The organism is Knoellia remsis (assembly GCF_003002895.1).
GTDB lineage: Bacteria > Actinomycetota > Actinomycetes > Actinomycetales > Dermatophilaceae > Knoellia > Knoellia remsis.
Window position 1 is genome coordinate 86,365 of record NZ_PVTI01000008.1, and the last position, 25,717, is coordinate 112,081.

At 71.9% G+C, this 25,717-nt stretch carries 26 protein-coding genes; 7 read left to right on the top strand and 19 right to left on the bottom strand.

The features are described 5' to 3' along the window. Positions 1-16: 16 nt before the first annotated feature. From BCF74_RS06645 to BCF74_RS06660, 4 genes are read right to left on the bottom strand one after another with little or no spacing between them, the layout of a single operon-like run. Positions 17-997, bottom strand: coding sequence for an AAA family ATPase (locus BCF74_RS06645; RefSeq protein WP_106297173.1), 981 nt, complete (start codon positions 995-997; stop codon positions 17-19). Next, positions 994-2,166, bottom strand: a complete 1,173-nt coding sequence (locus BCF74_RS06650) for a DUF4350 domain-containing protein (RefSeq protein ID WP_106297174.1) — start codon at positions 2,164-2,166, stop codon at positions 994-996. Before BCF74_RS06650 ends, BCF74_RS06645 begins: the two co-directional genes overlap by 4 nt. After that, entirely contained in the window at positions 2,163-2,816 is a 654-nt protein-coding gene (locus tag BCF74_RS06655) for a DUF4129 domain-containing protein (RefSeq protein WP_146132889.1), read from the bottom strand. The genes BCF74_RS06650 and BCF74_RS06655 overlap by 4 nt, the downstream gene beginning before the upstream one ends. Further along, entirely contained in the window at positions 2,795-4,060 is a 1,266-nt protein-coding gene (locus BCF74_RS06660; RefSeq protein WP_146132890.1) for a DUF7847 domain-containing protein, read from the bottom strand. The genes BCF74_RS06655 and BCF74_RS06660 overlap by 22 nt, the downstream gene beginning before the upstream one ends. Positions 4,061-4,217: 157 nt before the next feature. On the opposite strand from BCF74_RS06660, the gene BCF74_RS06665 reads away from it, so the two are divergent. Next, positions 4,218-4,478, top strand: a complete 261-nt coding sequence (locus BCF74_RS06665) for a hypothetical protein (protein WP_106297177.1) — start codon at positions 4,218-4,220, stop codon at positions 4,476-4,478. 65 nt (positions 4,479-4,543) lie between these two features. Then, positions 4,544-5,251: a hypothetical protein gene (locus tag BCF74_RS06670; RefSeq protein ID WP_146132891.1), complete on the top strand. Its 708-nt coding sequence runs from the start codon at positions 4,544-4,546 to the stop codon at positions 5,249-5,251. Here BCF74_RS06670 and BCF74_RS06675 read toward each other — a convergent pair. From BCF74_RS06675 to BCF74_RS06715, 8 genes are all read right to left on the bottom strand, one after another. Next, positions 5,239-5,865: a uridine kinase family protein gene (locus BCF74_RS06675; protein ID WP_106297179.1), complete on the bottom strand. Its 627-nt coding sequence runs from the start codon at positions 5,863-5,865 to the stop codon at positions 5,239-5,241. The two genes, BCF74_RS06670 and BCF74_RS06675, sit on opposite strands and share 13 nt — an antisense overlap. Then, positions 5,862-6,767, bottom strand: coding sequence for an aldehyde dehydrogenase family protein (locus BCF74_RS06680; protein ID WP_106297180.1), 906 nt, complete (start codon positions 6,765-6,767; stop codon positions 5,862-5,864). The genes BCF74_RS06675 and BCF74_RS06680 overlap by 4 nt, the downstream gene beginning before the upstream one ends. Before the next feature lie 3 nt (positions 6,768-6,770). Next, positions 6,771-8,210, bottom strand: coding sequence for an aldehyde dehydrogenase family protein (locus BCF74_RS06685; protein WP_106297181.1), 1,440 nt, complete (start codon positions 8,208-8,210; stop codon positions 6,771-6,773). Between the two features lie 11 nt (positions 8,211-8,221). Continuing rightward, positions 8,222-9,235: a deoxyribose-phosphate aldolase gene (deoC, locus tag BCF74_RS06690; protein ID WP_106297182.1), complete on the bottom strand. Its 1,014-nt coding sequence runs from the start codon at positions 9,233-9,235 to the stop codon at positions 8,222-8,224. Positions 9,236-9,296: 61 nt separating this feature from the next. Then, entirely contained in the window at positions 9,297-10,838 is a 1,542-nt protein-coding gene (locus tag BCF74_RS06700; protein WP_245889253.1) for an HNH endonuclease, read from the bottom strand. A 76-nt stretch (positions 10,839-10,914) separates the two neighbouring features. Beyond that, complete coding sequence (locus BCF74_RS06705) at positions 10,915-11,394, bottom strand: DnaJ family domain-containing protein (protein ID WP_106297183.1); 480 nt, start codon at positions 11,392-11,394, stop codon at positions 10,915-10,917. A 51-nt stretch (positions 11,395-11,445) separates the two neighbouring features. Then, entirely contained in the window at positions 11,446-11,655 is a 210-nt protein-coding gene (locus BCF74_RS06710; protein ID WP_106297184.1) for a hypothetical protein, read from the bottom strand. Continuing rightward, positions 11,619-12,377, bottom strand: a complete 759-nt coding sequence (locus tag BCF74_RS06715; RefSeq protein ID WP_106297185.1) for a nitroreductase/quinone reductase family protein — start codon at positions 12,375-12,377, stop codon at positions 11,619-11,621. Before BCF74_RS06715 ends, BCF74_RS06710 begins: the two co-directional genes overlap by 37 nt. Positions 12,378-12,414: 37 nt before the next feature. Between BCF74_RS06715 and BCF74_RS06720 the strand changes: the two genes are divergently transcribed. Beyond that, positions 12,415-12,996 carry a TetR/AcrR family transcriptional regulator gene (locus BCF74_RS06720; RefSeq protein ID WP_106297186.1) on the top strand — a complete coding sequence of 194 codons (582 nt, stop codon included), beginning with the start codon at positions 12,415-12,417 and terminating at the stop codon, positions 12,994-12,996. Positions 12,997-13,047: 51 nt separating this feature from the next. On the opposite strand, the gene BCF74_RS06725 is transcribed toward BCF74_RS06720, so the two are convergent. After that, positions 13,048-14,760, bottom strand: a complete 1,713-nt coding sequence (locus tag BCF74_RS06725; RefSeq protein WP_106297187.1) for a phospho-sugar mutase — start codon at positions 14,758-14,760, stop codon at positions 13,048-13,050. Between the two features lie 14 nt (positions 14,761-14,774). Next, a complete protein-coding gene (locus tag BCF74_RS06730) occupies positions 14,775-15,614 on the bottom strand; it encodes a purine-nucleoside phosphorylase (protein WP_106297188.1) in 840 nt (279 codons plus the stop codon). A 37-nt stretch (positions 15,615-15,651) separates the two neighbouring features. Between BCF74_RS06730 and BCF74_RS06735 the strand changes: the two genes are divergently transcribed. Continuing rightward, positions 15,652-17,070 carry an NAD(P)H-quinone dehydrogenase gene (locus tag BCF74_RS06735; protein ID WP_425432807.1) on the top strand — a complete coding sequence of 473 codons (1,419 nt, stop codon included), beginning with the start codon at positions 15,652-15,654 and terminating at the stop codon, positions 17,068-17,070. Between the two features lie 117 nt (positions 17,071-17,187). Next, positions 17,188-18,138 carry an antitoxin gene (locus tag BCF74_RS06740; protein ID WP_106297190.1) on the top strand — a complete coding sequence of 317 codons (951 nt, stop codon included), beginning with the start codon at positions 17,188-17,190 and terminating at the stop codon, positions 18,136-18,138. An 84-nt stretch (positions 18,139-18,222) separates the two neighbouring features. Here BCF74_RS06740 and BCF74_RS06745 read toward each other — a convergent pair whose 3' ends face one another. Genes BCF74_RS06745 through BCF74_RS06760 form a run of 4 tightly spaced genes read right to left on the bottom strand, consistent with a single transcriptional unit; the run spans position 18,223 to position 22,050 of the window. Continuing rightward, on the bottom strand, positions 18,223-18,816 hold the full coding sequence (locus BCF74_RS06745; RefSeq protein WP_170070158.1) for a maleylpyruvate isomerase N-terminal domain-containing protein: 594 nt from the start codon (positions 18,814-18,816) through the stop codon (positions 18,223-18,225). Beyond that, on the bottom strand, positions 18,813-19,688 hold the full coding sequence (locus tag BCF74_RS06750; RefSeq protein WP_106297192.1) for a fumarylacetoacetate hydrolase family protein: 876 nt from the start codon (positions 19,686-19,688) through the stop codon (positions 18,813-18,815). The genes BCF74_RS06745 and BCF74_RS06750 overlap by 4 nt, the downstream gene beginning before the upstream one ends. Next, on the bottom strand, positions 19,685-20,725 hold the full coding sequence (locus BCF74_RS06755) for a cupin domain-containing protein (protein WP_106297215.1): 1,041 nt from the start codon (positions 20,723-20,725) through the stop codon (positions 19,685-19,687). The genes BCF74_RS06750 and BCF74_RS06755 overlap by 4 nt, the downstream gene beginning before the upstream one ends. A 32-nt stretch (positions 20,726-20,757) precedes the next feature. Then, positions 20,758-22,050, bottom strand: a complete 1,293-nt coding sequence (locus BCF74_RS06760; protein WP_106297193.1) for an MFS transporter — start codon at positions 22,048-22,050, stop codon at positions 20,758-20,760. Positions 22,051-22,144: 94 nt separating this feature from the next. Between BCF74_RS06760 and BCF74_RS06765 the strand changes: the two genes are divergently transcribed. Continuing rightward, positions 22,145-22,885, top strand: a complete 741-nt coding sequence (locus BCF74_RS06765) for an IclR family transcriptional regulator (RefSeq protein ID WP_106297194.1) — start codon at positions 22,145-22,147, stop codon at positions 22,883-22,885. Between the two features lie 92 nt (positions 22,886-22,977). On the opposite strand, the gene BCF74_RS06770 is transcribed toward BCF74_RS06765, so the two are convergent. Beyond that, positions 22,978-24,759: an acetyl/propionyl/methylcrotonyl-CoA carboxylase subunit alpha gene (locus BCF74_RS06770; protein WP_106297195.1), complete on the bottom strand. Its 1,782-nt coding sequence runs from the start codon at positions 24,757-24,759 to the stop codon at positions 22,978-22,980. A 118-nt stretch (positions 24,760-24,877) separates the two neighbouring features. On the opposite strand from BCF74_RS06770, the gene BCF74_RS06775 reads away from it, so the two are divergent. Continuing rightward, positions 24,878-25,714 (top strand): aldo/keto reductase, encoded by an 837-nt coding sequence (locus BCF74_RS06775; protein ID WP_106297196.1) that lies wholly within the window; start codon positions 24,878-24,880, stop codon positions 25,712-25,714. The last annotated feature ends 3 nt before the right edge of the window (positions 25,715-25,717 follow it).

The window sequence follows — 25,717 nt, forward strand, 5'->3', positions numbered from 1 at the left end:
TGGGTGTGGCGCGGGGTCAGCGCGGGACGGGGACGGAGCCGAGGGCGCTGTCGAGGACGGCGGCGACGTCGACTCCTTCGAGCTCGGCCTCGGGACGCAGCGCGAGGCGGTGGGCGAGGGTCGCGTGGGCGAGGGCCTTGACGTCGTCGGGGGTGACGAAACCTCGACCGCCGAGCCACGCCCACGCGCGGGCCGTCGCGAGCAGGGCGGTGGCGCCGCGGGGGCTGACCCCGAGCGAGAGCGACGGCGACTGACGGGTCGCGCGGGCGATGTCCACGACGTAGGCCGCGACGTCGTCGCTCACCTCGACCCGGCGGACCGCGTCGGCGCCGGCTTCGAGGTCGGCGGCGGACGCCACGGGACGCAGGCCAGCGGCATCGAGGTCGCGGGGGTCGAACCCGTCGGCGTGCCGGCGCAGGACCGACACCTCGTCGTCGCGCGGCGGCAGCGGCAGCGTGACCTTGAGGAGGAACCGGTCGAGCTGGGCCTCGGGGAGGGGATAGGTGCCTTCGTACTCGACCGGGTTCTGGGTCGCGGCGACGAGGAACGGGGAGGGGAGCGGGTGCGGCTCGCCGTCGATGCTCACCTGGCGCTCCTCCATCGCCTCGAGGAGCGCGGACTGGGTCTTCGGGGGCGTCCGGTTGATCTCGTCGGCGAGCAGGATGTTCGTGAAGACCGGGCCCTGCCGGAAGGTGAAGTCACTCGTGCGCGCGTCGAAGACGAGCGAGCCGGTGAGGTCGCCCGGCATGAGGTCAGGCGTGAACTGGACACGCTTGGTCTGCACGTCGAGCGCCTGCGACAGGGCTCGCACGAGCAGGGTCTTCGCGACGCCGGGCACGCCCTCGAGAAGGATGTGGCCGCGACAGAGCAGGGCGACGAGGAGGCCGGTGACGGCGGCGTCCTGGCCGACGACGGCCTTGGCGACCTCGGCCCGCACCCTGATCAGGGCGTCGCGGGCGTCGGGGGCGTGGGCGGCGGGTGCGGTGTTCTCGGTCATGGGCGGTGCGCCTTCTCCTCGAGGTCGGACAGGTCCTGGGCGAGCCGCACGAGCGCGGCGTCGTCGGTGGGTGGGGGGCCGGCGACGAGGTCGAGCACCTCGTGTACCGGGCGTCCGGTGGCCGCCGAGGTCGCGCGCGCGACGGCCTCGACCGGGTCGCCGCGACGCAGCCCCAGGCGCTGCCTCAGTCTGGTCAGGCTGGCCTGACGCAGCACGGCGGCGGCCCGCGGGCGGTCCTGGGCACGTCGGTAGAGGCGCCCTCGCGCCTCGGTCGTCTCGACGGCGCGGATGACGACGGGCAACGGCTCGCGCACGAGGGCACCGAGCCGTCGACCCCGGACGAGGGCCAGCACGACGACACCGGCGCAGACCAGTCCGACCGCGGGCAGGAGCCAGCGCGGCAGCAGCCCCGACCCGCCCGCGCCGCCGTCGCTCGACGCGAGGTCGGCCACTCCCGGCTGGTACCAGAGCAGTCGCGGTGAGCCGCCGAACAGCCGCAGCGCGAGGGCGGCATTGTCCTCGTCGGTGATCCCGCGGTTCGTGAACCCGGCGGTGGTGCCGACGACGGTCACGGGTGCGTGCTGCGGCGTCGACGGGAGGTCGACGAGCCCCGACCCGTGGTCGCCTTCCCCCTCCTCGCCGCCGTCCTCGGACTGGACGAGCAGCGGGAAGCAGGTGCGCACGCCGGCCGCCTGGCCACGCGCCTCGTAGCGCATCGTCACGTCGTCGAGCGTGTCGCCACGGTCGACCGGACCGATGTCGCAGCGGCTCTCGACCGGGATCGACGCCCCGATCGGCAGGGCCGTGACGTCGGTGCCCATCGCGTCGAGCTGGTCGCTCGAGGGGGCCAGCAGGACGACGCGGCCCACGCCGAGCGACGCCTCACGCAGTGTGGCGGCCGCGTCGACGCCGAGGTTGCGGGTGCTCGGCACGACGACGGTGACGTCCTCGTCGCGTTGGCGCAGTGCGTTGCTGACGTCGGTGATCGACGTGACGACGTCGACGGCGATGCCCTGCTGTTCGAGGACGGCGAGCAGTGCCGCGCCACCGGTGGGCCCGGTGTCCTCCGGATCCATGGCCTCGCCCGACGGCGCGGTCGCGATGGCGATGGCCGCGAGTGCGCCCATGCCCACGAGAACGGCGAGCAGCCAGGCCCCGACGCGCCTCACGACGCTGCCTCGGCGAACACGGGCCGCGACTGGGCCAGCCGCGCATCGAGGTCGAGCACGGCGCGAGCCTCGGCCTCGGTCGCGTGGCCCTCCCCGTAGCGGACGTCGTCGAACCGGTCGGCGGCGGTGCGCAGGCCGTCACGCTCGGAAGGGAAGCGGGCGCCGAGCTCGAGAGCGGCCTCGTACGCCGTGCGTCCGGGAAGGTCGTCGAGGATGGTGCGTTCCACGGACCCCGCGACCACGGCGCGGTACCCGTCGAGCACGACCGCGTCCCAGTCGCCTTGCGCTGCAGCGGCTTTCGCGCGCTGCCGGTATGCCGCCGCGTCGACTCCACGGTCGTCGAGGACGGATCCGCCGGTCCCGGAACGCCTCGCGCGAGCCTCGGGACGCAGCAACGCGACCATCACCGCCGCGACGATCGCCAGCACGACAGCGAGGACGACGAGGATCAGCCACGGCGGCAACCCCGGGCCCGTCGTCTCGAAAAGCCCGAACAGCCACTCCCGGAAGCGGTCCCACAGACTCGGCTCCACGGCATACCGCGGCTTGGACAGCTCCTCCTCGAGAAGGCGACGTCCCTCCTCGCGCGAGGGGTCGAGCGGCGCGTCCGCGAGCAGCGCGGCGAGGGTCATGCGGTGGCGCGCGGCCACGGCGGCGGGGCTGTGCCTTGGGTGGTCTGGATGAGCTGGACGTCGAGGCCCTCACGGCGCATCCGGTGGTCGACGAAGAGCAACGCGTCGAGCCCGGCGGTGATCGGCGTCGTCAGGGCGCCGGAGATGACCGCGGAGATGCCGGTGATGACCGTCTGCCAGACATAGACCTGGTCGGCGGGCATGCCCGTGAGGATCAGGCCGACGCCGGCGACGGCGAGCGGGGCCGTGATGAGCGAGGCGATGAAGCCGATCGCGATCGCGGCAAGGAGCCGAATGCCGAGCAGACGCCAGAACAGCGGTGTGCCGGTGAGCCGCCAGGACCGCGCGAATGCCCGCCCGACACCGACACCCTCGAGAACGATGGCTGGAGTGACGAACGCGAGCCGGGTCCAGAGGAAGAGGAGCGCGACGATCGCGACGAGGCCGCCGGCGAGAAGACTGACCACGCCGATCGCGATGCCGGAGTCGGACTGTGCCAGAGCGAGGATCCCGATGGGCAGCCCGATGCAGATGGCCGCCACGCCGATGATGATCGCTGACGTCAGCAGAGTCGCGCCGATGAGGGGCAGGATGCGGCGCCGCGTGCCCGCCCAGGTCTCACCGGCACTGACCTTGCGGCCGAGGACGGCCTGCCCGATGACGTAGGCGAGGAAGCCGGCGAGCAGGATCGTCGAGAGCGACGTGCCGATCGAGGGGAGGGCCGAGCCGATGGTGCCGACGAGCCCTGCCGTCTCGCTCGACATCGACTCCTCGAGGCTCACCGACGCCTCCTGGCTCGAGACCCACGCCCCGAGCGCGGTGAACGGGACGAGGAACGCGAGCGAGGTGAGCGCGGCGAGGCCGACCGTGGCCGCGACGTTGCCGCGGACGGCCCGGAAGACGGCGCCGAAGAGGTCGTTCAATGTCAGCGGCCGCAGCGGGATGATTCCCGGCCGGAAGTCCATGCGTGGTCGCCAGCCACCCATGGGCGGCTGCGGCGGATAGCGGTATGCCGGGTTTGTCGTCTGCGCGTACGGCGGCTGTGCGTAGGGCGGCTGTGCGTACGGCGGCTGTGCGTACGGCGGCTGGGAAGGGTGGCCGGGCTGCGCGTACGGCGGCTGGGCGTAGGGCGACTGGGGCGGGTGGCCAGGCTGCGGGTACGAGGGCTGCGTCGGCTGCGGCGCGGCCTCCTGTGAGGGGCCCGTGGGCTGGCTCGGGCTCGGCGGCTGCTGGCCCGGCGCGGTCCACCCGTGCTCACTCATGTGCTTGCCTCCCCATGGCGGTGACTGGTCGAAACCCTAACCGAGACCTCTGAGTCCTCACCGGCCGATGGGGAGTGCTCCGCATCGCGATGCGTGGACGGCTGTGCCACGGTGGGGCGGGCCAAGGACCAGAGAGGGGTGGCCATCTTCGTCCTCAGTGATTGTCGAGACGGGGACGGGGCTTCTGGTCGGGGTGGGACTTGCCGCTGCGGGAACGGCGCTGGTGATCGGTGGCGCGCCGGTGATCGCCGTGACCGCCGGTGTGGTCGTCACCGGAGCGGTGGTGACCGCCGCCGCGGGCTGGGCATATGAGACGTTTGTCCCCCAAGCCACTCGGGAGAAGATCGACGAGGGCATCAGGGACACGTGGAACGGCGCCAAGGACAAGATCGGAGATGCGTGGGACGCAGTGTTCTGACCAGTGAAGAACCTTCCCGGGCTGAGGTGACGGGCCAGCCCACACCGAGACAGGCCGGTCCAGTCTTGGCTGCCGTAGTCGCCGGTGTCGTCGTCGTGATGGGGGCGGCTGTGAGCCTCGTCGCATGGCGGGCCGAGCAGCCCACGTGGGCAGTCCTGTTCATCGTTGTGACGGCACTCCTGGCGCTGCAGCTCGCCGGGATGGTCCTCGTGGCCATGCCGCGACGCCGGGGTCGGCTGGTCGTCCACCATCGTCGTGGGGAGTCAGACCTCGTCATCGCGGGGTCGCCGTGGCCTCGTCGGGCCGATGTCCTCTCCGCGGTCGTGTCCTGGGTCGGTCTCATTTCGGGTGTTCTCGTCCTGGCGGCCCAGCCTTCGGCAACACTCGACGCCCTCGGACCCGTCCTGGTGCTCTTGGCCTTCGCCGTGGGCTGCTCCTGGGCCGCTGGTCGCTACCTCGCTGGGCTGCGGCCACACGACCGGATCACGGTGTCGCGACATGGCTTCGAGGTGCGCGGCTCCGGAACCACGGAAGGGTTCACCTGGGGTGACGTCGTGGGGTTCGGCGTTGGCCTCAATGGCCTCACGGTGTTGGCGAGGGGGCTTGTCGACACCTCCGTGCCCATTCCCGCGCTTCAGCTGCCGTCGGATCCTGTGCTGATCGGCGAGGCCCTCGAGTTCTACCGTGCCAACGAACGCCTCCGCGGCGAGCTCGCCAACGGGGCCGCGCTCGACCGGATCCGCGAGGGAACGTTTCGGCCTCACGCCAGCTGAGCCTCGACCTCGCCAGCCCGTGCGCTCACCGCGCCGAGTGCCTCCTGCCGGCGCACGACCTCGGGTTCGGCGCGCATCAGTCCCCACCCGCGGCGAACGAGGACCATTGGCGGCTTGCGGTGTTCCCTGAGGTCGCGCACGAGGCGCCGGACGAAGGTCACGCTCGGGCGGTGATGGATGCACCACGCACTGTGCAGGACCCCTGCCTCGCGGAGCCGCCCGATGATCTCGGCCGCGAAGATGCCTTCGGCGAGCACGAGGTCGTCGGCTCCGGCCGTGACGGTCGTCGTCCCCACAGCACGGCTGGTCGACAGGTCGTAGACGGGGGTCTGCGTGGACCCGGTGTCGACGAGCTCGACGAGTGCGGCGACGGCTGCCGCCGAGTGCCATGAGTCAGGGTCGTCCCAGTCGATGATCCCGAGCCCCTCTTGGCGTGGCATCGGCGGCGCGTCGGTGTCGTCCTCGTCTCGGTAGAAGTCGTCGAGACGCACGATCGGCCAGCCGTGCTGCTGGTGGAGGCGTTCGGCAAGGCGGGACTTGCCGGCGCCACTGGGTCCGGCGAGGACGACGACGCGCGCCCGCGTGACCGTCGCAGCCGAGTCGGGCGGGGTCACCGGCCCTTGGGGTGCCAGACGGTCTTGGTCTCGAGGAACGCTTGGAGTCGCGACAGGTCCGGCGTGTCCGTCCAGTCCGGCTCGACCGCCGCGGTGCCCGTGCCGGCGGGACGCAGGACTCGCTTGAGGTTGTCGGCGCTCGCCTCCTCGAGGGCGCCCCAGTCGACGCCATCGGCTCCGGCTGCGCCGGAGAGGTCGATGGCGTTGACGTCACGGTGGCTCGCGAGCCACGGCGCGATCTCGGCGGCACGCCCCGTGATGATGTTGACGACGCCGCCCGGGACGTCCGAGGTTGCGAGGCACTCGGCGAGCGTGATCGCCGGCAGCGGCCGCTCCGCGCTCGTCACGACCACGCACGTGTTGCCGGAGACGATGACCGGCGCGATGACCGAGACGAGCCCGAGCAGGCTCGACTCCTGGGGCGCGAGCACCGCCACGACACCGGTCGGCTCGGCCGCTGAGATGTTGAAGTACGGCCCGGCGACGGGGTTGAGCCCACCGAGGACCTGGACGAACTTGTCGGACCACCCGGCATACCAGACCCATCGGTCGATCGCCTGCGAGACAACGGAGTTCGCGGCCGCGGCAGTCAGACCTTCGGCGTCGCGCACCTCCTGCACGAGCTGCGGACGACGGCTCTCCATGACCTCGGCGACGCGGTAGAGCACCTGGCCGCGGTTGTATGCCGTCGCGCCCGCCCAGCCGGGCAGTGCGGCGCGCGCGGCGACCACCGCGTCTCGCGCGTCCTTGCGGGACCCCTGCGCGGCGTTCGCGAGGAAGGTGCCCTTCTGAGCCTTTCCCTTCGCGGCGGCATACACCTCGTAGGAGCGACCGCTCTCGCTGCGCGGGAACTTGCCCCCGATGTAGAGCTTGTAGGTCTTCTTGACGTCGAGTCGCGCCATCGCTCAGGCACCGGTCCTCACGTAGGGCTCGAGTCCGTGGCGGCCACCCTCGCGACCGTAGCCGGACTCCTTGTATCCACCGAACGGGCTCGTCGGGTCGAACTTGTTGAACGTGTTCGCCCACACGACACCGGCCTTGAGCTGGTCGGCCATCCAGAGGATGCGCGAGCCCTTCTCGGTCCAGATGCCGGCGGACAGGCCGTAGGGGGTGTTGTTCGCCTTCGCGACGGCCTCCTGCGGCGTGCGGAACGTCAGCACGGACAGGACGGGACCGAAGATCTCCTCCTGCGCGATGCGGTGCGTCTGGGTCACGCCGGTGAAAACCGTTGGCCTGAACCAGAATCCGCTGCTCGGCAGCTCGCACCCGTTGTCCCAGCGCTCCGCGCCCTCGCTCTCGCCGGCCTCGGTGAGGGCGATGATCCGGTCGAGCTGCGCGCGGCTGTTGATCGCGCCGATGTCGGTGTTCTTGTCGAGCGGGTCGCCGACGCGCAGGGTGCCGATGCGGCGCTTGAGCCGGCGGGTGACCTCGTCGGCGACGGACTCCTGGACGAGGAGGCGGCTGCCGGCGCAGCACACGTGACCCTGGTTGAAGAAGATCCCGTTGACGATGCCCTCGACAGCCTGGTCGATCGGCGCGTCGTCGAAGACGATGTTCGCGGCCTTGCCGCCGAGCTCGAGCGTGGCCTTCTTGCGGGTGCCGGCGATGGAGCGGGCGATCATCTTGCCGACGCCGGTCGAGCCGGTGAACGCGAGCTTGTCAATGCCGGGGTGGTCAACGATCGCCTGGCCGGTCGCGCCCGCGCCGGTGACGATGTTGACCACGCCCGGGGGCAGGTCCGCCTGCTGGCACACCTCGGCGAAGAGCAGCGCCGTCAGGGGAGTGGTCTCCGCCGGCTTGAGGACGACGGTGTTGCCGGTCGCGAGGGCCGGGGCGATCTTCCACGACAGCATGAGCAGGGGGAAGTTCCACGGGATGACCTGGCCGACGACGCCGTGCGGGCGTGGGTTGGCGCCCAGCGAGGCGTACTCGAGCTTGTCCGCCCAGCCGGCGTTGTAGAAGAAGTGCGCCGCGGCGAGCGGGATGTCGACATCGCGGCTCTCCTTGATCGGTTTGCCGTTGTCGAGGCTCTCGAGGACCGCGAACTCGCGGGCGCGCTCCTGGAGGATGCGCGCGATCCGGTAGAGGTACTTGCCGCGGTCGGCGCCGCTCATCCGCGACCAGACGCGGGTGTATGCCGTCCGCGCGGCCTTGACCGCAGCGTCGACATCCGCGTCGGTCGCCTCCGAGACCTCGGCGAGGACCTCCTCGCTGCTGGGGCTGATCGACTTGAACGACTCACCGTGGCCGTCGACGAACTCCCCGTTGATGAAGAGTCCATAGCTCGTCTCGAGGTCGACGACGGAGGTCGACTCGGGTGCCGGTGCGTACTCGAACTTGGGCATGTCGCGATCCCTTAGTAGGCCGTCGAGGGGGAGTCGTCGGCGATGTAGCTCGCCCCGGAGTAGGCGCCGGTCGTGAGCCGCTGGCGCTGGAGGAGGAGGTCGTTGAGCAGGCTGCTCGCGCCGAACCTGAACCACCGGTTGTCGAGCCAGTCGTCGCCGGCGACCTCGCTCACGGTCACGAGGAACTTGATCGCGTCCTTGCTCGTCTTGATGCCGCCGGCGGGCTTGACGCCGACCTGGTCGCCGGTGAGGTCGCGCCAGTCGCGGACGGCCTCGAGCATGATGAGCGTGACGGGGAGAGTCGCGGCGGGCTGCACCTTGCCGGTGCTCGTCTTGATGAAGTCGCCGCCGGCGAGCATCGAGAGCCAGCTGGCCCGGCGGACGTTGTCGTAGGTGACGAGCTCGCCGGTCTCCATGATGACCTTGAGCCGCGCGTCGCCACAGGCCTTCTTCACCTCGGCGATCTGGTTGAAGACCGTGAGGTAGTCGCCGGCGAGGAACGCCCCGCGGTCGATGACCATGTCGATCTCGTCGGCTCCGGCCTTCACGGCGTCACGCGTGTCGGCGAGCTTGACGGCCATGCTCGCGCGACCGCTGGGGAACGCGGTGGCGACGGCGGCGACCTTGACCCCGGAGTCGGGGCCGAGCGCCTGCTTCGCCGTGGTGACCATGTCGCCGTAGACGCAGACCGCTGCCGGGCGCGGCGTCGAGAGGTCACTCGGGTCGGGGACGAGTGCCTTGGCGGCGAGGCCGCGGACGCGACCCGGGGTGTCGGCACCCTCGAGCGTGGTGAGGTCGATCATCGAGATCGCGGTGTCGATGGCCCACTGCTTGCTCGTCGTCTTGATCGACCGGGTGCCGAGCGAGGCGGCGCGAGCCTCGCAGCCGACCTGGTCCACGCCGGGGAGGCCGTGCAGCCACGTCGTCAGGGCCTGGTTCGTCAGACGGGAGACGCCGAGCAGGTCACGGGCGCGAGCCGTGGCATCGACGGATGCGCCGACAGCCGTGTCAGTGGGGGTGCTCACCCGGCGAGTCTAAGCCGTGTGCGCGAGGGCTCGTACCGGACGAGCCCTCGCGCACGACAGTTCACGCGACGTCACCGATGCCGTCGACGTACCGCCACAGTTCCAGGGGTGGATCGAGGTCCTCGTCCGGTGGGTGCGGGTCAGGTGGCACCGGTGGGGGCTCGTCCGGGTCGAGCACCGGGGTCCACCGCCCGCCATCGTCAGGATCGGCGTAGTGCTCAGCGGGCGCACGGGCCGCAGCCCAGCCCTCACCGAGGATCGGGGGTGCGGTCGCCTCGTACGTTCGCCGTGTCGGCGTGGTGATCCGAAGGGTGTGTGGTCCAGCTCCGTCGAGTCCGGTCGCGGTGACCTGGACGTGCCAGCCGTCGTGCTCCTTGACGAGATTGTGCCGAGCACACGCCCCGCCGCCGTTCGCGGCCGAGGTCGTGCCCCCGGCGTGGACGGGCTCGACGTGGTCGGCGTGCACCGCCGGTGCGTCGCACCACGGAACCCGGCACACCGGGTCGCGCAGCTGGAGGAACATCCGCAACCCACCGTCGAAGAGCCGGCGACGGGAGTCCAGGGCGACGAGGTCGTGCCCGGTCGGGTCGGTGAACAGCCGGCGCAGCCAGACACCAGCCTCATCGTCGGCGTCGACTCCGGTCCGGTCGAGGCAATCTTCGACGTGGGCGCGCGCCTGCGCACCTGGCACCGGACCCCAGCCGGGAACGTGCGCGACGTCATCCTCCGGCACGACCCCGCCGAAGGCGGCGGGCAGCATCGTCCGGTCCGTCATGACGAGGCCCACCTCGACCGGCTGAACCTGCCCGCTCGCGCGTCCCGACAACAGTTCCAGTGCGGTGTCGGCCATCCACGCGCCCTTGCCGCGGGTGTCGGCTCGCGCGGCGTCGGCCGCCGCCTCCCACTCTGCGCCCGACAGTGAGGGGTCGAGCACCCGGCGACGGGACTCCGCAGCCGTCAACGCGGCATACGCACCGACGGCGTCGACCATCGGCCCGAGGATCGACAGCCATGCCATCCCGTCCGGGGCGGGTCGAAGTGTCACCCGTCGGGACGCCACGGCGCGACGGTTGCGCTCGGCGAGCGACGCCGCGTCCAGTGCCGCGCCGGCTCGCTGCGCCGCAGCCGTCAGCGCCCGGTCACCGAGCGACCCCAGCCGATCCGCGAGGAGCCGGTCGACCTCCGAGCGGTCCTCCGACGAGAGGCACGCCGTCTCGCGGACCATGATCCGTGCCCGGTACTCACCGATCTCGCCCGCGGTCAGTGCAGCCAGCGTGTGTGGCATCTCGGACACGAGCGCCTTGGCCACGCCGACGTGCTGGTCCATCAGCGTCGGTGAGCACCTGCGCGCGAGCGCGAGGTCGGCCCGGACACTGCGCGAGTCCTCACCCAGGGCCTCCCGGTCCTCGACTGCCGCAGCGGTCAGCCGCACCTGGGCCGCGGCCGCAGCGCCCTTGAGCTCTTCGAGAGCCGCGACGGCCGCGACCCGGTCCGCCTCGGTCACGCCCTCGGCAACGACCCCGGCGAGCGCGGACACCATGGCACGCACCCGCGCCTCGGGCGTCACAGCCTCGGGCGTCGTCGCTTCCGGTGTCCCCTCCATACGAAAGAACCTAGACGCGACCACTGACAGCCCTCCCGGACAGCGCTCCCGCCCGGGCCCGCGACCGCGGCGCGACTCACCCCCGCGCCCAAAACCTCCACCACGGTCGCCGCAGCTCGGTCGCCTCGTCCGCGGACGGCATACGGTCCTCCGCAGCCTCGGCACGCACGGCCCGCAACGTCCGCCACCGGCCGACCATCTCGTCGACGTCCACCGTCGGTGCCCACACGGGCGACCCCCGCCCGAACGCCGGGCGGCGCCGGTCGTCGAGCACCCGCGCGTTGTAGTCGCGCAGCACCTCGCGCACGCCCTCCTCGGAACGCACGTCGGCCAGCGACTCCGGAAAGCTCGCGTACTCGCGCCGCAGCAGCATCACCGGCGGCAGGGCGTCCGACATGGACAGCCCCTCGCGCGCCATCATCTTCTTGACCCACCAGTTCGGGTCTGGGTCGTCGAGGCCGCGCAAGGGCTGGCCGGAGCCGGGGAGGTCGTCGAACTCCCCGCGCTCCTGCGCCTCACGGATTTGCTTCTCGACCCACGACTCGTGGAACGTCATGGCTCCATTGTGCGAGGCAGCCCGTCGCTGCGACAGGGCCGCCCGCGCGGCTCAGCGGGCGTCGCGGGGGGCGCTCGCCTGCTCGACCGTGGCGTCCCCGTCGCCGAGCGCGGATCGTCCGAACGCCCACCAGAAGCCCGTGATCACGCCGGGGATGGCGATCGTCCAGGTCGGGATGCTGTCGACGTTGCTGGCGACGAGGGCCCAGATGACGAGGACGAGGGTCAGGGCCCAAGCGATGGTCGTGTAGCGGCGTTCCATGGAGTTCTCCCCTGCTCGGTGTTCCGTGCTGACCTCACCATCGTGAGGGTGCGCGCGGGCGCTGCGCCTCCACCGGACGGTGGACCTTCGCGGTATGCCGCTCGCGCGTCGCGCGCTGCCGCGTCGCCGGCCGGGTCGAGGGTGATGCGGATGCTGAGCAGGTCGGCACCCAGGTAGAGGACCATGACGGCATTGAGCCAGCGCAACGGGTTCCAGCCGAGGATGCGGCGCTGGCGCGCATACGGGTCGTCGCCCTCCAACACGTGCGCCGTTCCTGCGACCCAGGTATGCCGTCCGCGCACCCGGGTGCGCACGCGCACCTGGGGTGTGCGCGCGAGGTTGCGGACGTAGCCGGCTCGGTGGCCGTGTTCGGCGATGACCCAGATGACCCCGTCTCGCGCCCGGCTGGCGCCCACGGGGGTCACCCGCGGCGCACCGCTCACCCGCCCGCGCGTCTCGAGGAGGACCACGCCGAGAGGGTTGATGCCAACGCGGAGGAGGCCGACGACAACGGGGTTGATGATGTGCCGTTGCAGCCGGCGGACGGCGGCGACCTTCCACGCGGGACGCCAGGCGGTGACCGCGAGGTTGACGACGGAGAGCACGACAGCGGCGATCGGGGCCGCGACACCCGGCCACGCGGACGGGTCGAGCAGGTAGGTCGCCCACGTGAGTGCGACGACGACGAGAGAGGCGGTGAGGTTGGCGACGAGGCGTCTCATACGATCGTATGGTTCCATACAGTCGTATGATGGGGCAATGGTTGACCGCAAGGCCCGACGTGACGAGCTCATCGACGCCGCCCTGGACATCGTGGCCGAGGACGGGTTCGGCGCCCTCAGCGTGCGGACCGTGGCGGCCCGCACCGGAGTGTCGATCGGGACCGTGCAGTACTGGTTCCCCACCAAGGAGAGCCTGCTCGTCGCGGCCTTCGAGTCCGTGGTGGAGCGGGTGACGGCTCGCCTCGTGGGCGGGCGCGGCCGGTCCGGGGAGGATGCGGTGCGCACGTTCCTTGCGGCGCTGTTGCCGCTGGACGCGACGCGGACGGTCGAGGCGCGCGTCATGGTGGCCTTCGCCGCCGCGGCCGTCACCGATCCGAGCCTCGCCGCGGTCCAGCACCGGACCCTCAGCGGCGTGCGGGAGGAGCTCAGCGCCTGCCTGGCCGGGCTGAAGGGTGAGGCTCGTCCGTCGGCGGCCACGCGTCGGCGCGCCGCACTCGTGCTGGCCGCTGTCGACGGCCTCGCCTTGCACGCGGTGAGCGCCTCCGCGGGCACGACCGGGGCCGAGCTGCGACGTCAGCTCGACGCCGTGGTGGCCCTCGCCGTCGACCCCGCACCCTGAGTGCGGGCGCACCACCCGGACCGCGGCGAGCAGCGCGGCCGTCCGCGCAGCTCAGAGGCGGGTCGCGGCCTCGAACTCGCGCCTGATCCCGGCCAACCGTTCGGCCGCGCGCGACTGGGCTGCGGCCAGGCCGTCGTCACCCACCGGCTCGATGACCTCGAGGTAGACCTTGAGCTTCGGCTCGGTCCCCGACGGGCGCACGATGACGCGCGACTCGTCCTCGAGGTAGTAGCGCAGCCCCTCGGTCGGCGGCAAACCGCCGTCACCACGCGCCAGGTCATCGACGCGCGAAACCCGAACTCCCGCAACGGATTCCAGCGGTTCGGCACGCAGGCGGGCCATGATCGCGCCGATGAGCGAGAGGTCCTCGACCCGCACCGAGAACGCGTCCGTCGCGTGCACGCCGTGGAGCGTCGCGAGCTCGTCGAGCCGGTCCTGGATCGAGCGACCCTCCGCCTTGAGGCTCGCCGCGACCTCGGCCACGACGAGCGCGGCGGAGACGCCGTCCTTGTCGCTCACCTGCGCCGGGTCGACGCAGTAGCCGAGCGCCTCCTCGTAGCCGTAGCGCAGCCCCGGCACGCGGGAGATCCACTTGAACCCCGTCAGGGTCTCCTCGTGCGCGACGCCGCGCACCCGGCACACGGTCGCGAGCATCCGCGAGGAGACGATCGAGTTCGCGAAGACCGCGCCCTCCGGCACGTCAGCACGGTCGAGCAGGTGCGCACCGAGCAGCACCCCGACCTCGTCACCGCGCAGCATCCGCCACCCGCCCGGCCCGGGCACGGCGACGGCGCACCGGTCGGCGTCGGGGTCGTTCGCGATGACGACGTCCGGCCCGGTCTGCTCGGCCAGCTCGAGCGCCGCGTCCATCGCACCCGGCTCCTCCGGGTTCGGGAACGACACCGTCGGGAACGCCGGATCCGGCTGCGCCTGCGACGGAACCGGCAGCGGGGCGGCATACCCCGCCTGCACGAAGGCGCGCTCCACCGTCTCCGCACCGACGCCGTGCAGCGAGGTGTGCACGACGACGAGGTCGCGCGGGCTGTCCGGCGACACGACACGGACCACATCCGCGAGGTAGGCGTCGAGCAGCGAGTCGTCGAGCGTCTCCCAGCCGTCCTCGGCGAGCGGCACGTCCGCGACGCGCGCGACCCGGTCGATCTCCGCGGCGATCTCCGCGTCGACCGGCGGCACGATCTGCGAGCCGTCGCCGAGGTAGACCTTGTAGCCGTTGTCCTGTGGCGGGTTGTGGCTCGCGGTGACCATGACGCCGGCGTCCGCGCCGAGGAAGCGAATCGCATACGCGAGAACCGGCGTCGGCAGCGGACGCGGCAGGACGGCAGCCCGCCCGCCAGCCCCGACGACGACCGCGGCGGTGTCGCGCGCGAAGACATCGGAGTTCGTTCGCGCATCGAAGCCAACGACGACAAAGGGTTGCGACACAGTCGTTTTGAGGTATGCCGTGAGGCCGGCTGCCGCGCGGATCACCACCGCGCGGTTCATCCGGTTCGGGCCACCGCCGAGCGCTCCGCGCAGGCCCGCGGTGCCGAATTGAAGCAGTCCGGACATGCGGTCGAGCAGGTCCTCGACAGCCGCCGGCTCACCGGACTCCGCTGCGGCAGTGACGGATTCGAGCTCGGTCCGGGTGTGAAGGTCGGGGTCGTCCGCGGCCCAGGCGCGCGCCGCCTCGATGGCCGCGACGAGCTGGGGAGTGAGGTGCTCACCGCTGGCCGGTGAGCCGAGCGGACCGCCGCTGCGCGTCATACCGACTCCTCCGCTCAGATCTTCGCCACGACCGCGGCGAGGAGGCGACCACAGCGATCGGCGGCGGCCTTGCCGGCCTCGATGACCTCTTCGTGCGACAACGGCGTCTTCGAGATGCCGGCCGCGGCATTCGTCACGAGCGAGATGCCGAGGACGTCGAGACCGCTCTGCCGGGCCGCGATCGCCTCGAGCGAGGTGGACATGCCGACGAGGTCACCACCGATGACCTTGGCCATCTGCACCTCGGCGGGGGTCTCGTAGTGCGGCCCGCGGAACTGGACGTAGACGCCCTCGTCGAGGTCACCGTCGACCTCACGGGCGAGGTCACGCAGGCGGGGCGTGTAGACGTCGGTGAGGTCGACGAAGTTCGCGCCCTCGATGGGGGAGTGCGCGGTGAGGTTGATGTGGTCGCGGATGAGGACCGGCGTGCCCGGCGCCCACTCCTCGCGCAGCCCGCCGCAGCCGTTGGTGAGGACGATCGTGCGGCACCCCGCGGCAGCGGCGGTGCGCACGCCATGGACGACGGCACGCACGCCCTTGCCCTCGTAGAAGTGGGTGCGCGTCCCGTAGACGAGCGCGCGCCGGCCGGTGTCACCGATGGCGACCGAGCGCATCGTGCCGGAGTGTCCCTCGACGGCGGCCTTGCCGAAGCCCGGGACGTCGGTGTTCTCGATCGTCGTCATCGTCTCGCCGATGAGGTCGCCGGTCTGGCCCCACCCGGAGCCGAGGACGAGGGCGACGTCGTGGGTCTCCACACCGGTGCGCTCACGGATGACGGCAGCGGCGGCCTCGGCCACGGCATACGGGTCGGTCTGCGGGTCGGAGAGGTCGAGGTTCGCGGCGTTGTCGGTCACGTGAGGAGGGTAACGGGCGCATGGTTGGATGGCCGGTGTGAATGCGCGAACGACTCGGGTGGTCATCCTCGGCGGCGGACCGGGAGGCTACGAGGCCGCTCTCGTCGCCGCACACCTCGGGGGGGAGGTGACGATCGTCGACCGTGACGGCCTCGGTGGCGCCGCGGTCCTCACCGACTGCGTCCCGAGCAAGGCGCTCATCTCGACCGCCGACTACATGTCCGAGTTCGAGACCGCGGCAGACCTCGGGGTGCACCTCGAGGACCCCGAGGGGGACGAGGTCAGCGACGCCGTCGCCGAGCTCGGCGAGGTCAACGTCCGCGTCAAGGACCTCGCCGCGGCGCAGTCGCGTGACATCACCGACCGCGTCGAGGAGGTCGGGGTCCGCATCGTGCGCGGCACCGGCCGGCTCGTGTCGGCGACGCGCGTCGAGGTCGCTGTCGAGGGCGACGACTCGGGTGCCACCGAGACCGTCGACGCCGATGTCGTCCTCATCGCCACCGGGGCGACCCCGCGCGTCATGGACACCGCCCAACCGGACGGCGAACGGATCCTCACCTGGCAGCAGATCTACGAGCTCGACGCCCTCCCGGAGCGGCTCGTCGTCGTCGGCTCCGGCGTCACCGGCGCCGAGCTCGCGCAGGCCTACCTCGGACTCGGCTCCGAGGTCGTCCTCGTGTCGTCGCGTGACCGGGTCCTCCCCGGCGAGGACCCCGACGCCGCGACGGTCATCGAGGACGTCTTCACACGCCGCGGCATGGAGGTCCTCGGCCGCTCCCGCATGGCCGGCGTCGAGCGCCGCGGCGACGGCGTCGTCGTCCGCCTCGAGGACGGCCGCGAGGTGGAGGGGTCGCACGCACTGCTCGCCGTGGGCTCCGTCCCGCAGACCGCCGGGCTCGGCCTCGAGGAGGTCGGGGTCGAGCTGAGCCCGTCCGGTCACATCGCCGTCGACCGGGTCTCGCGCACGTCCGTGCGAGGTGTGTATGCCGCGGGCGACTGCACGGGGGTCCTTCCCCTCGCGTCCGTGGCGGCCATGCAGGGACGCATCGCGATGTCGCACGCGCTCGGCGACGCGGTCGCCCCGCTGCGCCTCGGCGATGTCTCGGCGAACATCTTCACCGACCCCGAGATCGCGACCGTCGGCATCTCGCAGAAGGCCCTCGACGAGGGCACCGTCGACGCGGACGTCGTGATGATGCCGCTCTCGCGCAACCCGCGCGCGAAGATGATGGGCATCACCGACGGCTTCGTGAAGCTGTTCGCGCAGAAGGGTTCCGGCGCCGTCATCGGTGGCGTCGTCGTTGCGCCCAGGGCGTCGGAGCTGATCTTCCCGGTGACGCTCGCCGTCCACCACCGGCTCAACGTCGACCAGGTCGCGAGCACCTTCACGGTCTACCCGTCGCTCACGGGCTCGATCGCCGAGGCGGCCCGGCGGCTGCACACGACCGCGCCCTGAGGTCACCTTCGACTGCCGGTCCACGCTTCGGCTTCACGAGGCGCGAACCCCCACGCGCCGTGCGTGCGCTCTACGTTGGGAGCGTCCGAACCCGACTGACGTGGGAGAGATGCACCGATGAGTGACCAGAAGCAGCCGATCACCGGCCAGGAAGCCTTCGACAAGGCGAAGGACCTCGCCAAGGACAACCCTGATACGGCCCGTAGCGCCATCGACAAGGTCGAGGACTTCATCGACAAGCAGACGGGTGGCAAGTACACCGACGCCATCGAGAAGGGCGGCGACTACGTCGAGGGTCAGCTCGGTCTCCCCAACAACAGCGGTGAGGCGACCGACCCGAACGCTCCCGGGACCCCCGCCCCGCCGGCTCCTCCCGGTGGCCCGACCACGCCAGCTCCGGCCCCTGGCGAGCCCGCACCCGCGCCCGGCCAGCCCGCACCGGCACCCGGTCAGCCCGAGCCCGCTCCCGCCCCCGCCCCCGCACCGGCCGAGCCCGCCGAGCCGAGCGCGCCGCCGGCCGACCCGGGTTCGACGCCGACGACCCCCACGACGCCGAGCCAGCCCACGACCCCGGGCGAGCCGACGACGCCCGCGCAGCCGACCGAGCCCACGAGCCCGTCGCAGCCGAGCGAGCCGACGAGCCCGTCCCAGCCGGACGCGCCGACGGCTCCGACTCCGGAGCCGAACACCGGCGACCCGCAGCTCCCGACCGACCCGACGGCACCCAGCGACCCGACGGGCCCCGGCGGCAACCCGGACACGACGGCCGACCCGTTCCCGAGCCCGGACACCACGGGCACGACGAGCGACTCCGGTTCGACCAGCGGCTCTGGTTCGACCGGGGGCAGTGACTCGTTCGGTTCGAGCTCGGACTCGACCGGCAGCACGGAGAGCCACACCGGCACCGGCAGTGCCACGCCGGGCGAGTCGGGTGGCCTGACCGAGGGCGGCCCGACCCAGCAGGGCGACCCGGGCTCCGCGACGCAGCCCGGTGGCAGCCAGCCCGCCGACGGTGGCGAGACCCTCGACCTCGGCCAGGACGACGGCGGGACGAGCACCGCCCGCTGACCTCTCCGACTGATTGCGCACAGTTCGCATGCGCCTGCATGCGAACTGTGCGCAATCAGTGGGTGGAGCGGGGGTGGGCGAGGGTCAGAGCCAGGGGCCGAGCCGGGGCGGCTCCGCCGCGCGCCCGGTGAGCCAGGCCGCGAGTGCCGGGCCCTCCGAGGCCGACGCTCGCGCCCCCGCGGCGTCGACCAGCAGCGCGCCCACGACGTCCTCGGGAAGGTGCGCGGACGGCATACCGAGGTCGAGCGCGTGCACCCACACCTCCCGGGAACGCATCCACGGCACGTCCGCGACGGTGATCTCGCGGCCCTTGGCCGAGCGCAGCGGCGTCGCGAGGTCGGACGACGTCACGGCGTCGAGGCCGGCGAGCAGCCCCTCCGCCGACTGGCCGACCGCGGCCCGCAGCCGCGCAGGACTCCACGTCGCGCCGTCCTCGACCTCGGCGTCGCGCTGACCCGGTTCGTACATGGGGTGCGGCTCCCCGGTCCTGGCCCAGGTGAGCAGCCGCTGCAGCGCGAGCGCGTTGAAGTGGACGTGCGCCACGACGTGGGCGACTCTCCACCTTGGCAGGAGGGTCGAGCGACCGAAGTCGTCGTCACCGATGCCCGCGACCGTCTCGAGGAACGCCGACGTCCCGGCTCCGACGCGCGCGAGGCCGCCCGCGTCGAGTGCGCTCACGCGCCTGATCCTGAACCGTGCGGCTCCAGCCCGAGGACCCGCACCGTGCTCTCGCCGAGCCCGGTGATCCGGGTCGTGAGCAGCGACCCCGGGGTGAGGTAGCGGGCGGGCTTGCGGGCATGCCCGACACCACCCGGCGTGCCGGTCGCGATGACGTCACCGGGATTGAGCGTGAGGATCGTCGAGACGTAGGACACGAGCGCCACCGGGTCGAAGACGAGGTCGGAGGTGTCGGCCTTCTGCACGACCTCGCCGTCGACGAGCCCGGTGAGCTCGAGCCGCGGCCGCACGCCGCCGTCGAGCTCGTCCGGCGTGACGAGCCACGGCCCGAACGGTGTCGTCGCCTCGAACGTCTTGCCCTGCAGCCACTGCGGGGTGCGGTACTGCCAGTCGCGCATCGTCACGTCGTTGAGGACGGCGAACCCGGCGATGGCCTCAGCGGCCTCGTTCTCGCCTGCACGACGCACCGGCGACCCGATGACGACGGCGAGCTCGGCCTCCCAGTCGACATCCGTGCTCTCGGGCGGGAGGACGAGCGGGTCGTCGGCGCCGATGAGTGCCTCGGGGTACTTGCCGAAGAGCGTCGGGTGCTCGGGCAGCTCGCGCCCCATCTCACGGATGTGGTTGGCGTAGTTGAGGCCGACGCAGACGATCTTGCCGGGGTTCGGGACGACCGGCGCGTATGCCGTGTCGCCGAGCTCGCCGGTCCGCCACCGCTTCGCGTCGGCGGAGTTCGTCTGCACGGCCCCGGCGAGGCCGCCGGGTGCCCGCAGGGCCTGCCCGAGGTCGCCGAACCCGAGGTCGACGAGCTCGTCGCCGTCGACGAGGACGGCACGAGTGCCGCCGTCGACCCGGATGGTTGCGAACTTCATGAGGTGGCCTCCTTGACCTGGACGCGGTCCTGGCGGAGCCGCTCGAAGATGGGGGTGTCGCTGAAGCGGAAGAGGTCGACGTCCTCGTCGGCGCCGATGGTGAGCTCCTGCCACGACGGGACGACGAAGAGGTCGCCGGTGCCGAGGGTCCACGTGGCGTCGCCGACGGTGACCGTCGCGGTGCCGGTGAAGACCTGCCAGACCGCAGAGCCGACCTCGCGGCGTGGAGCGGTCGAGGCTCCGGCGCGCAGCCGGTGGAACTCGGTGCGGATCGTCGACATGACGTCGCCGCCGGTGGACGGGTCGGTGAACCGGATCGCGGCATGACCGGGCTCGACGACGCCGCGGTGACCCGCGTCCTCGAGGGCGAGCTGGTCGGCGAGCGCTCGGTCGGTGTGCTCCCAGCGGTAGGCCGCGAGTGGCGAGGCGGCTCCGCCACGGTCGACCTCGGACAGCGGCGCGATGCCGGGGTGTCCCCAAAGTCGCTCTGCCCGTGAGCGATCCGGCGTCTGCGTCGAGGTCACCGTCTCGGGACCGAACTCGAAGAAGGCGGTTTCGGTGGCGTGGACGAAGGGGATGTCCAGCCCGTCGAGCCAGGCCATCGGCTCGGTCGCGATGTTGTGGTGACCGTGGAAGTGCCACCCCGGCGTGAGGAGCAGGTCCCCGCGGCGCATCGCCACGGGGTCGCCGTCGACGACCGTCCACACGCCCTCGCCCTCGACGACGAACCGGAACGCGTTCTGGGTGTGCCGGTGCTCGGGTGCGACCTCGCCGGGGCAGAGGTACTGGATGGCGGCCCACAGCGTCGGCGTCGCGTAGGGCGCACCACCGAGGCCGGGGTTGGCCAGGGCGATGGCCCGCCGCTCACCGCCGCGGCCGACGGGGACGAGCCGGCCCGACTCCTCGGCGAGGGGGAGCAGGTCGCTCCACCGCCACGCGTGCGGCTGCGCGGCCGAGCGCGGCGCCATCGGCATGAGGTCGCCGATCTCGGTCCACAGCGGCACGAGGCCGGCCTTGTCGAAGTCGCGGTAGAGCATGTCCAGCTCGAGGCTGGGTTCGGGCTGTGCGCTCACGGCGTCGCCTCCTGCGTGGAGCGGGTGGTGGGGGAGGTGGCCGGCGCGACGGGCGCAGCGGGCTCCTCGGAGTCCACCCGGCTGCGCGCTGCGACGATGAGGAGGAAGAGGCAGGACACGGCGGCGACTCCCGCGAAGACGAGGAAGTTTTCGTCGACCCCGAGACCCATCGCGAGCAGCCACCCGCCCACCTGCGGCGCGACGACGGCGCCGATCCGGCCCACTCCGAGGGCGAAGCCGAGCGCCGACCCGCGCACGGCGGCAGGGAAGCGGTCCGCGATGGCGGCGAGGGTGAGGCACTGCGTGCCGTGGGTGCCGATCCCCGCGAGGACGAGGACGGCATACGTGCCGAGCTGCCCGGGCCGGGTGAGCATGAGCAGCAGCGCACCGGCGGCCACTGCCGCCGCGACGGCGGCGACCCGCGCGGGACCGAAGCGCACCCCGGCATACGCCGTGAGGAGCGAGCCGAGGACGGCGCCGACGTTGAGCGCGACGAGGAACGTCAGCGCCGAGCCGAGGGCGAACCCACTCTGCCGCATGAGCTGGGGGAGCCACGTGCCGAGGCCGTACCAGGTGAACAGCGTGGTGGCCGTCGCGAGCGCGAAGAGGATGCTCGGCACGAGGTAGCTGCCGGTGAGAACCGTTGTGGCGCGGGCCTTCTCGACGCGGCCGTCGGCTCCGGCCGCCTGGGCCTCGAGCCACGCGGGCGACTCCGGCAGCCGCATCCAGGCGACGGGAACGACGACGACGAGGGCGACGAGCGCGATGGCGAACATCGCGCGCCAGCCGACGTTCGGGATGACGCCGATGCCGACGAGCGCGGCGATGGTGCCGCCGATCGGCACACCCGACATCATCAGCGTCGACGCGAGTGATCGGGTCCGCGGCGTCGCGAACTCGGCGACGAGCGCGTTGGCCGACGGGACGAGCCCGCCGAGCCCGAGACCGGCAAGGAAACGGAACGTCCCGAACTGTCCGGGGTTCTGGGCGACCGCGCACAGCGCGGTGAGCAGCGAGAACCAGATCGTGCAGCCGAGGATGGTGCGGCGGCGACCGACCCGGTCGGCGAGTGCGCCGGCGCCGAGGGCGCCGAAGAGCATGCCGAGGAACGCGAGGGAGCCGAGGGTGCCGGCGCCGGCCTTGGTGAGGTTCCAGCCGGGTTCGGTGAGCAGGGACGGCACGACCGTCCCGTAGACGATGAGGTCGTAGCCGTCGAAGTCGACGAGCAGCCAGCACAACGCGGTGACGAGCACCGCGGCGCTGCGGCGGGGGGAGTCGGTGTGAGGCATGCGCCAGAGGGTGCCACCCTTCCCGGTCTGCGGGATAGCATGTTCTGGTCAGCAGAACTTTGCTCCCGGTGGGGCGAGAAGGCGAGGCGGCATCGTGCGCAACAGGCCGGCATACACGGTCGAGTCGGTCGACCACGCCCTCCAGCTCGCGATGCTCCTCCGCCAGGAGGGCACGGTCCGCGTCACCGATGCCGCCGCGGCGCTCGGGGTCTCACGCTCGACCGCCCACCGGCTGCTCCAGACCCTCGCCTACCGCGACTTCGCCGAGCAGGCGCCGGACCGGTCGTACCGACCCGGGTCGCTCCTCGCGACCGGTGAGCACACGAGTCATCCGTATGCCGCGCTGCGCCGCGTCGCGCGACCTCACCTTCACGAGCTGGCCACTGCCACAGGCGAATCCGCGAACGTCCAGGTCCTCGGCGGCGAGAACGCGCACGTCGTCGTCTATGTCGAGGGGGCGGCGTGGCCCTCGGTCGGGGACCGGTTCACCCGCGAGTGGCCGGCCCGGCTCACCTCCGGCGGTCGGGTACTGCTCGCGCACCTCGGTGCCGCCGAGCTCGACGCGACCCTGCCCGACGTGGACGACCGCCTCCGCGGGGAGCTCGAGCTCGTGCGACGGCGCGGCTACGCGGTCAACGACCAGCTCACCGAGGAGGGCGTGACGGCCGTCGGCGTGCTCGTGCGTGCGCCGGGGACGATGGCCCCGCTCGCGGCGATCGCCTTGGCGATGCCGAGTGAGCGCTTCGACGTGCAGCAGCTGCCCGGCTGGGTCGGGTCGCTCACGGCGGCGAGCGCCCTCATCACGCGGGACCTCGCCGCCGAACCCGACGGCTGACCGGTTGAGAACCAGTCGAGAGTAGACAAAAGCAGGAGTCGCGCCAGCGCACTCCTGCTTTTGTCTACTCTCGACTGCGGGGAAGGTGGGGCTCAGGCGTCCTTGATCTCGCAGAGGACGGCACCGTTGGTCACGGTCGCGCCGACCTCGGCGGTCAGGCCGCTGATGACACCGGCCTTGTGCGCGGTGATCGGCTGCTCCATCTTCATCGCCTCGAGGACGATGACGAGGTCACCCTCGGCGACGGTCGCGCCGTCCTCGACGGCGACCTTGACGATCGTGCCCTGCATCGGCGCGGTGAGGGAGTCGCCCGAGGCCGCGGCGCCGGACTTGCCGCCGCCGGAGCGCTTCGGGGCCTTCTTCTTCGCGGCGGCACCACCGCCGCCACCGCCGAGCGCGAGCCCGGCCGGGAGGACGACCTCGAGCCGGCGACCGCCGACCTCGACGGTGATGCGCTGGCGCTCACCGGCGTCCTCGGCGTCGTCCGCGGAAGGCGCGCCACCGGCATACGGCTCGATCTGGTTGTCGAACTCGGTCTCTATCCAGCGCGTGTGCACGGTGAAGGCGTCGTCACCCTCGGGCGCGAAGGCCGGGTCGTCGACGACCGCACGGTGGAACGGCAGGACGGTCGGCATGCCGTCGACCTCGAGCTCGGCGAGCGCGCGGCGGGACCGCTCGAGCGCCTCCTTGCGAGTGCGGCCGGTGACGATGAGCTTGGCGATCATCGAGTCGAACGCCCCGGCGACGGTGTCGCCCTCGACGATGCCAGCGTCCCAGCGGACGCCCGGGCCCTGCGGCACGACCATACGCGTCACGGTGCCGGGAGCGGGCATGAAGCCCCGACCGGCGTCCTCGCCGTTGATGCGGAACTCGAAGGAGTGCGCGTGCGGCGTCGGGTCGTCGAAGCCGAGCTCCTCGCCGTTCGCGATGCGGAACTGCTCGCGGACGAGGTCGATGCCGGTGACCTCCTCGGTGACCGGGTGCTCGACCTGGAGGCGGGTGTTGACCTCGAGGAAGCTGATCGTGCCGTCCTGCGCGACGAGGTACTCGCACGTGCCGGCGCCGACGTAGCCGGCCTCCTTGAGGATCGCCTTGGACGCTCGGACGAGCTCGGCGCGCTGCTCCTCGGTGAGGAACGGCGCGGGGGCCTCCTCGACGAGCTTCTGGTTGCGGCGCTGCAGCGAGCAGTCGCGCGTCGAGACGACGACGACGTTGCCGTGCTGGTCGGCGAGGCACTGGGTCTCGACGTGACGCGGTTTGTCGAGGAACTTCTCGACGAGGCACTCGCCGCGGCCGAACGCCGTGACGGCCTCGCGCACGGCCGAGTCGTAGAGCTCGGGGATCTCCTCGATGGTGCGGGCGACCTTGAGGCCGCGACCGCCGCCGCCGTAGACCGCCTTGATGGCGATGGGCAGGCCGAACTCCTTGGCCAGCTCGACGACCTCGTCGGCGTCCTTGACCGGATCCTTCGTGCCGGGGGCGAGGGGCGCGTCGGCCTTGACGGCGATGTGCTTGGCCTTGGCCTTGTCGCCGAGCGCGTCGATGGCCTCGGGACCCGGGCCGATCCAGGTCAGGCCGGCGTCAATGACCTTCTGCGCGAACTCGGCGTTCTCGGCGAGGAAGCCGTAGCCGGGGTGCACGGCGTCCGCGCCGGCCTCCTTGGCGACGTCGATGAGCTTGTCCTGCAGCAGGTAGGAGTCACCCGGGGTCGTGCCACCGAGCGCGTAGGCCTCGTCGGCGACCTTGACGTGCAGGGCGTCGCGGTCCGGGTCGGCGTAGACGGCGACGGAGCCGATGCCGGAGTCCTTGCACGCGCGAGCGATGCGGACGGCGATCTCGCCCCGGTTGGCGATGAGGACTTTGCTGATGGCCATGGACCGGACTGTAGTGGGTGCCCCCACGTCAGGACGAAAGGCCGGGGACGTGACGGTGCCCGCATCCGTCGAGGTGGGGGCTCATGCGGGAGGCGCGCACCCGGCATACGGTGGGTCCATGACCGTCAACGAGATCCCCCTGAAGTCCGTCGACCGGCAGGTCGACATCCCGCAGCTCGGCTTCGGCGTGTGGCAGGTGCCCGACGACGAGGTGGACGCGGCCGTCGCCAAGGCGCTCGAGGTCGGCTACCGGCACATCGACACCGCCCGGATCTACGGCAACGAGTCCGGCGTCGGCCGGGCGCTGGCGCAGACTGACGTCCCGCGCGAGGAGATCTTCGTGACGACGAAGGTGTGGCCGGAGGACTTCGGCAGCCAAGAGACCGTCGACGCGTTCAACGGCTCGATGGACCGCCTCGGCCTCGAGACCCTCGACCTCATGCTGCTGCACTGGCCGTTCCCCGAGCAGGACCGCTACGTCGACGCGTGGAAGGCGCTCCAAGCGCTGCGCGACGCCGGCCGCGTGCGCGCCATCGGCGTGTGCAACTTCCACCCCGACCACCTGCAGCGGCTCTTCGACGAGACCGGCGAGTGGCCCTCGATCAACCAGATCGAGCTGCACCCCTACCTGCAGCAGCGCGAGCTCGTCGAGTTCAACGGCGAGCACGGCATCGTCACCGAGGCGTGGAGCCCGCTCGCGTCCGGCAAGGAGGTCATGGACGACCCGGTGATCGGCGAGATCGCCGAACGGCTCGGTGCCACGCCTGCGCAGGTCATCATCGCGTGGCACCTCGCCCGCGGGTTCGTCGTCCTGCCGAAGTCGGTGACGCCGTCGCGCATCGAGGAGAACTTCGCCGCCGCCGACGTCCAGCTCACCGAGGCCGACATGGAGGCCATCGCCGGGCTCGACCGCGGCATGCGCACCGGGCCCGACCCCGACGAGTTCAACGGCTGATCA

Coding starts and splice junctions, on each gene's coding strand:
- BCF74_RS06710 (WP_106297184.1), bottom strand. CDS start 11,655: ATGGAACGCCGCTACACGACCATCGCTTGGGCCCTGACCCTCGTCCTC.
- BCF74_RS06685 (WP_106297181.1), bottom strand. CDS start 8,210: ATGCCCAAGTTCGAGTACGCACCGGCACCCGAGTCGACCTCCGTCGTC.
- BCF74_RS06760 (WP_106297193.1), bottom strand. CDS start 22,050: ATGCCTCACACCGACTCCCCCCGCCGCAGCGCCGCGGTGCTCGTCACC.
- BCF74_RS06660 (WP_146132890.1), bottom strand. CDS start 4,060: ATGAGTGAGCACGGGTGGACCGCGCCGGGCCAGCAGCCGCCGAGCCCG.
- BCF74_RS06755 (WP_106297215.1), bottom strand. CDS start 20,725: ATGCTCTACCGCGACTTCGACAAGGCCGGCCTCGTGCCGCTGTGGACC.
- BCF74_RS06750 (WP_106297192.1), bottom strand. CDS start 19,688: ATGAAGTTCGCAACCATCCGGGTCGACGGCGGCACTCGTGCCGTCCTC.
- BCF74_RS06775 (WP_106297196.1), top strand. CDS start 24,878: ATGACCGTCAACGAGATCCCCCTGAAGTCCGTCGACCGGCAGGTCGAC.
- BCF74_RS06645 (WP_106297173.1), bottom strand. CDS start 997: ATGACCGAGAACACCGCACCCGCCGCCCACGCCCCCGACGCCCGCGAC.
- BCF74_RS06715 (WP_106297185.1), bottom strand. CDS start 12,377: ATGAGACGCCTCGTCGCCAACCTCACCGCCTCTCTCGTCGTCGTCGCA.
- BCF74_RS06700 (WP_245889253.1), bottom strand. CDS start 10,838: ATGGAGGGGACACCGGAAGCGACGACGCCCGAGGCTGTGACGCCCGAG.
- BCF74_RS06720 (WP_106297186.1), top strand. CDS start 12,415: ATGGTTGACCGCAAGGCCCGACGTGACGAGCTCATCGACGCCGCCCTG.
- BCF74_RS06740 (WP_106297190.1), top strand. CDS start 17,188: ATGAGTGACCAGAAGCAGCCGATCACCGGCCAGGAAGCCTTCGACAAG.
- BCF74_RS06725 (WP_106297187.1), bottom strand. CDS start 14,760: ATGACGCGCAGCGGCGGTCCGCTCGGCTCACCGGCCAGCGGTGAGCAC.
- BCF74_RS06680 (WP_106297180.1), bottom strand. CDS start 6,767: ATGGCGCGACTCGACGTCAAGAAGACCTACAAGCTCTACATCGGGGGC.
- BCF74_RS06770 (WP_106297195.1), bottom strand. CDS start 24,759: ATGGCCATCAGCAAAGTCCTCATCGCCAACCGGGGCGAGATCGCCGTC.
- BCF74_RS06705 (WP_106297183.1), bottom strand. CDS start 11,394: ATGACGTTCCACGAGTCGTGGGTCGAGAAGCAAATCCGTGAGGCGCAG.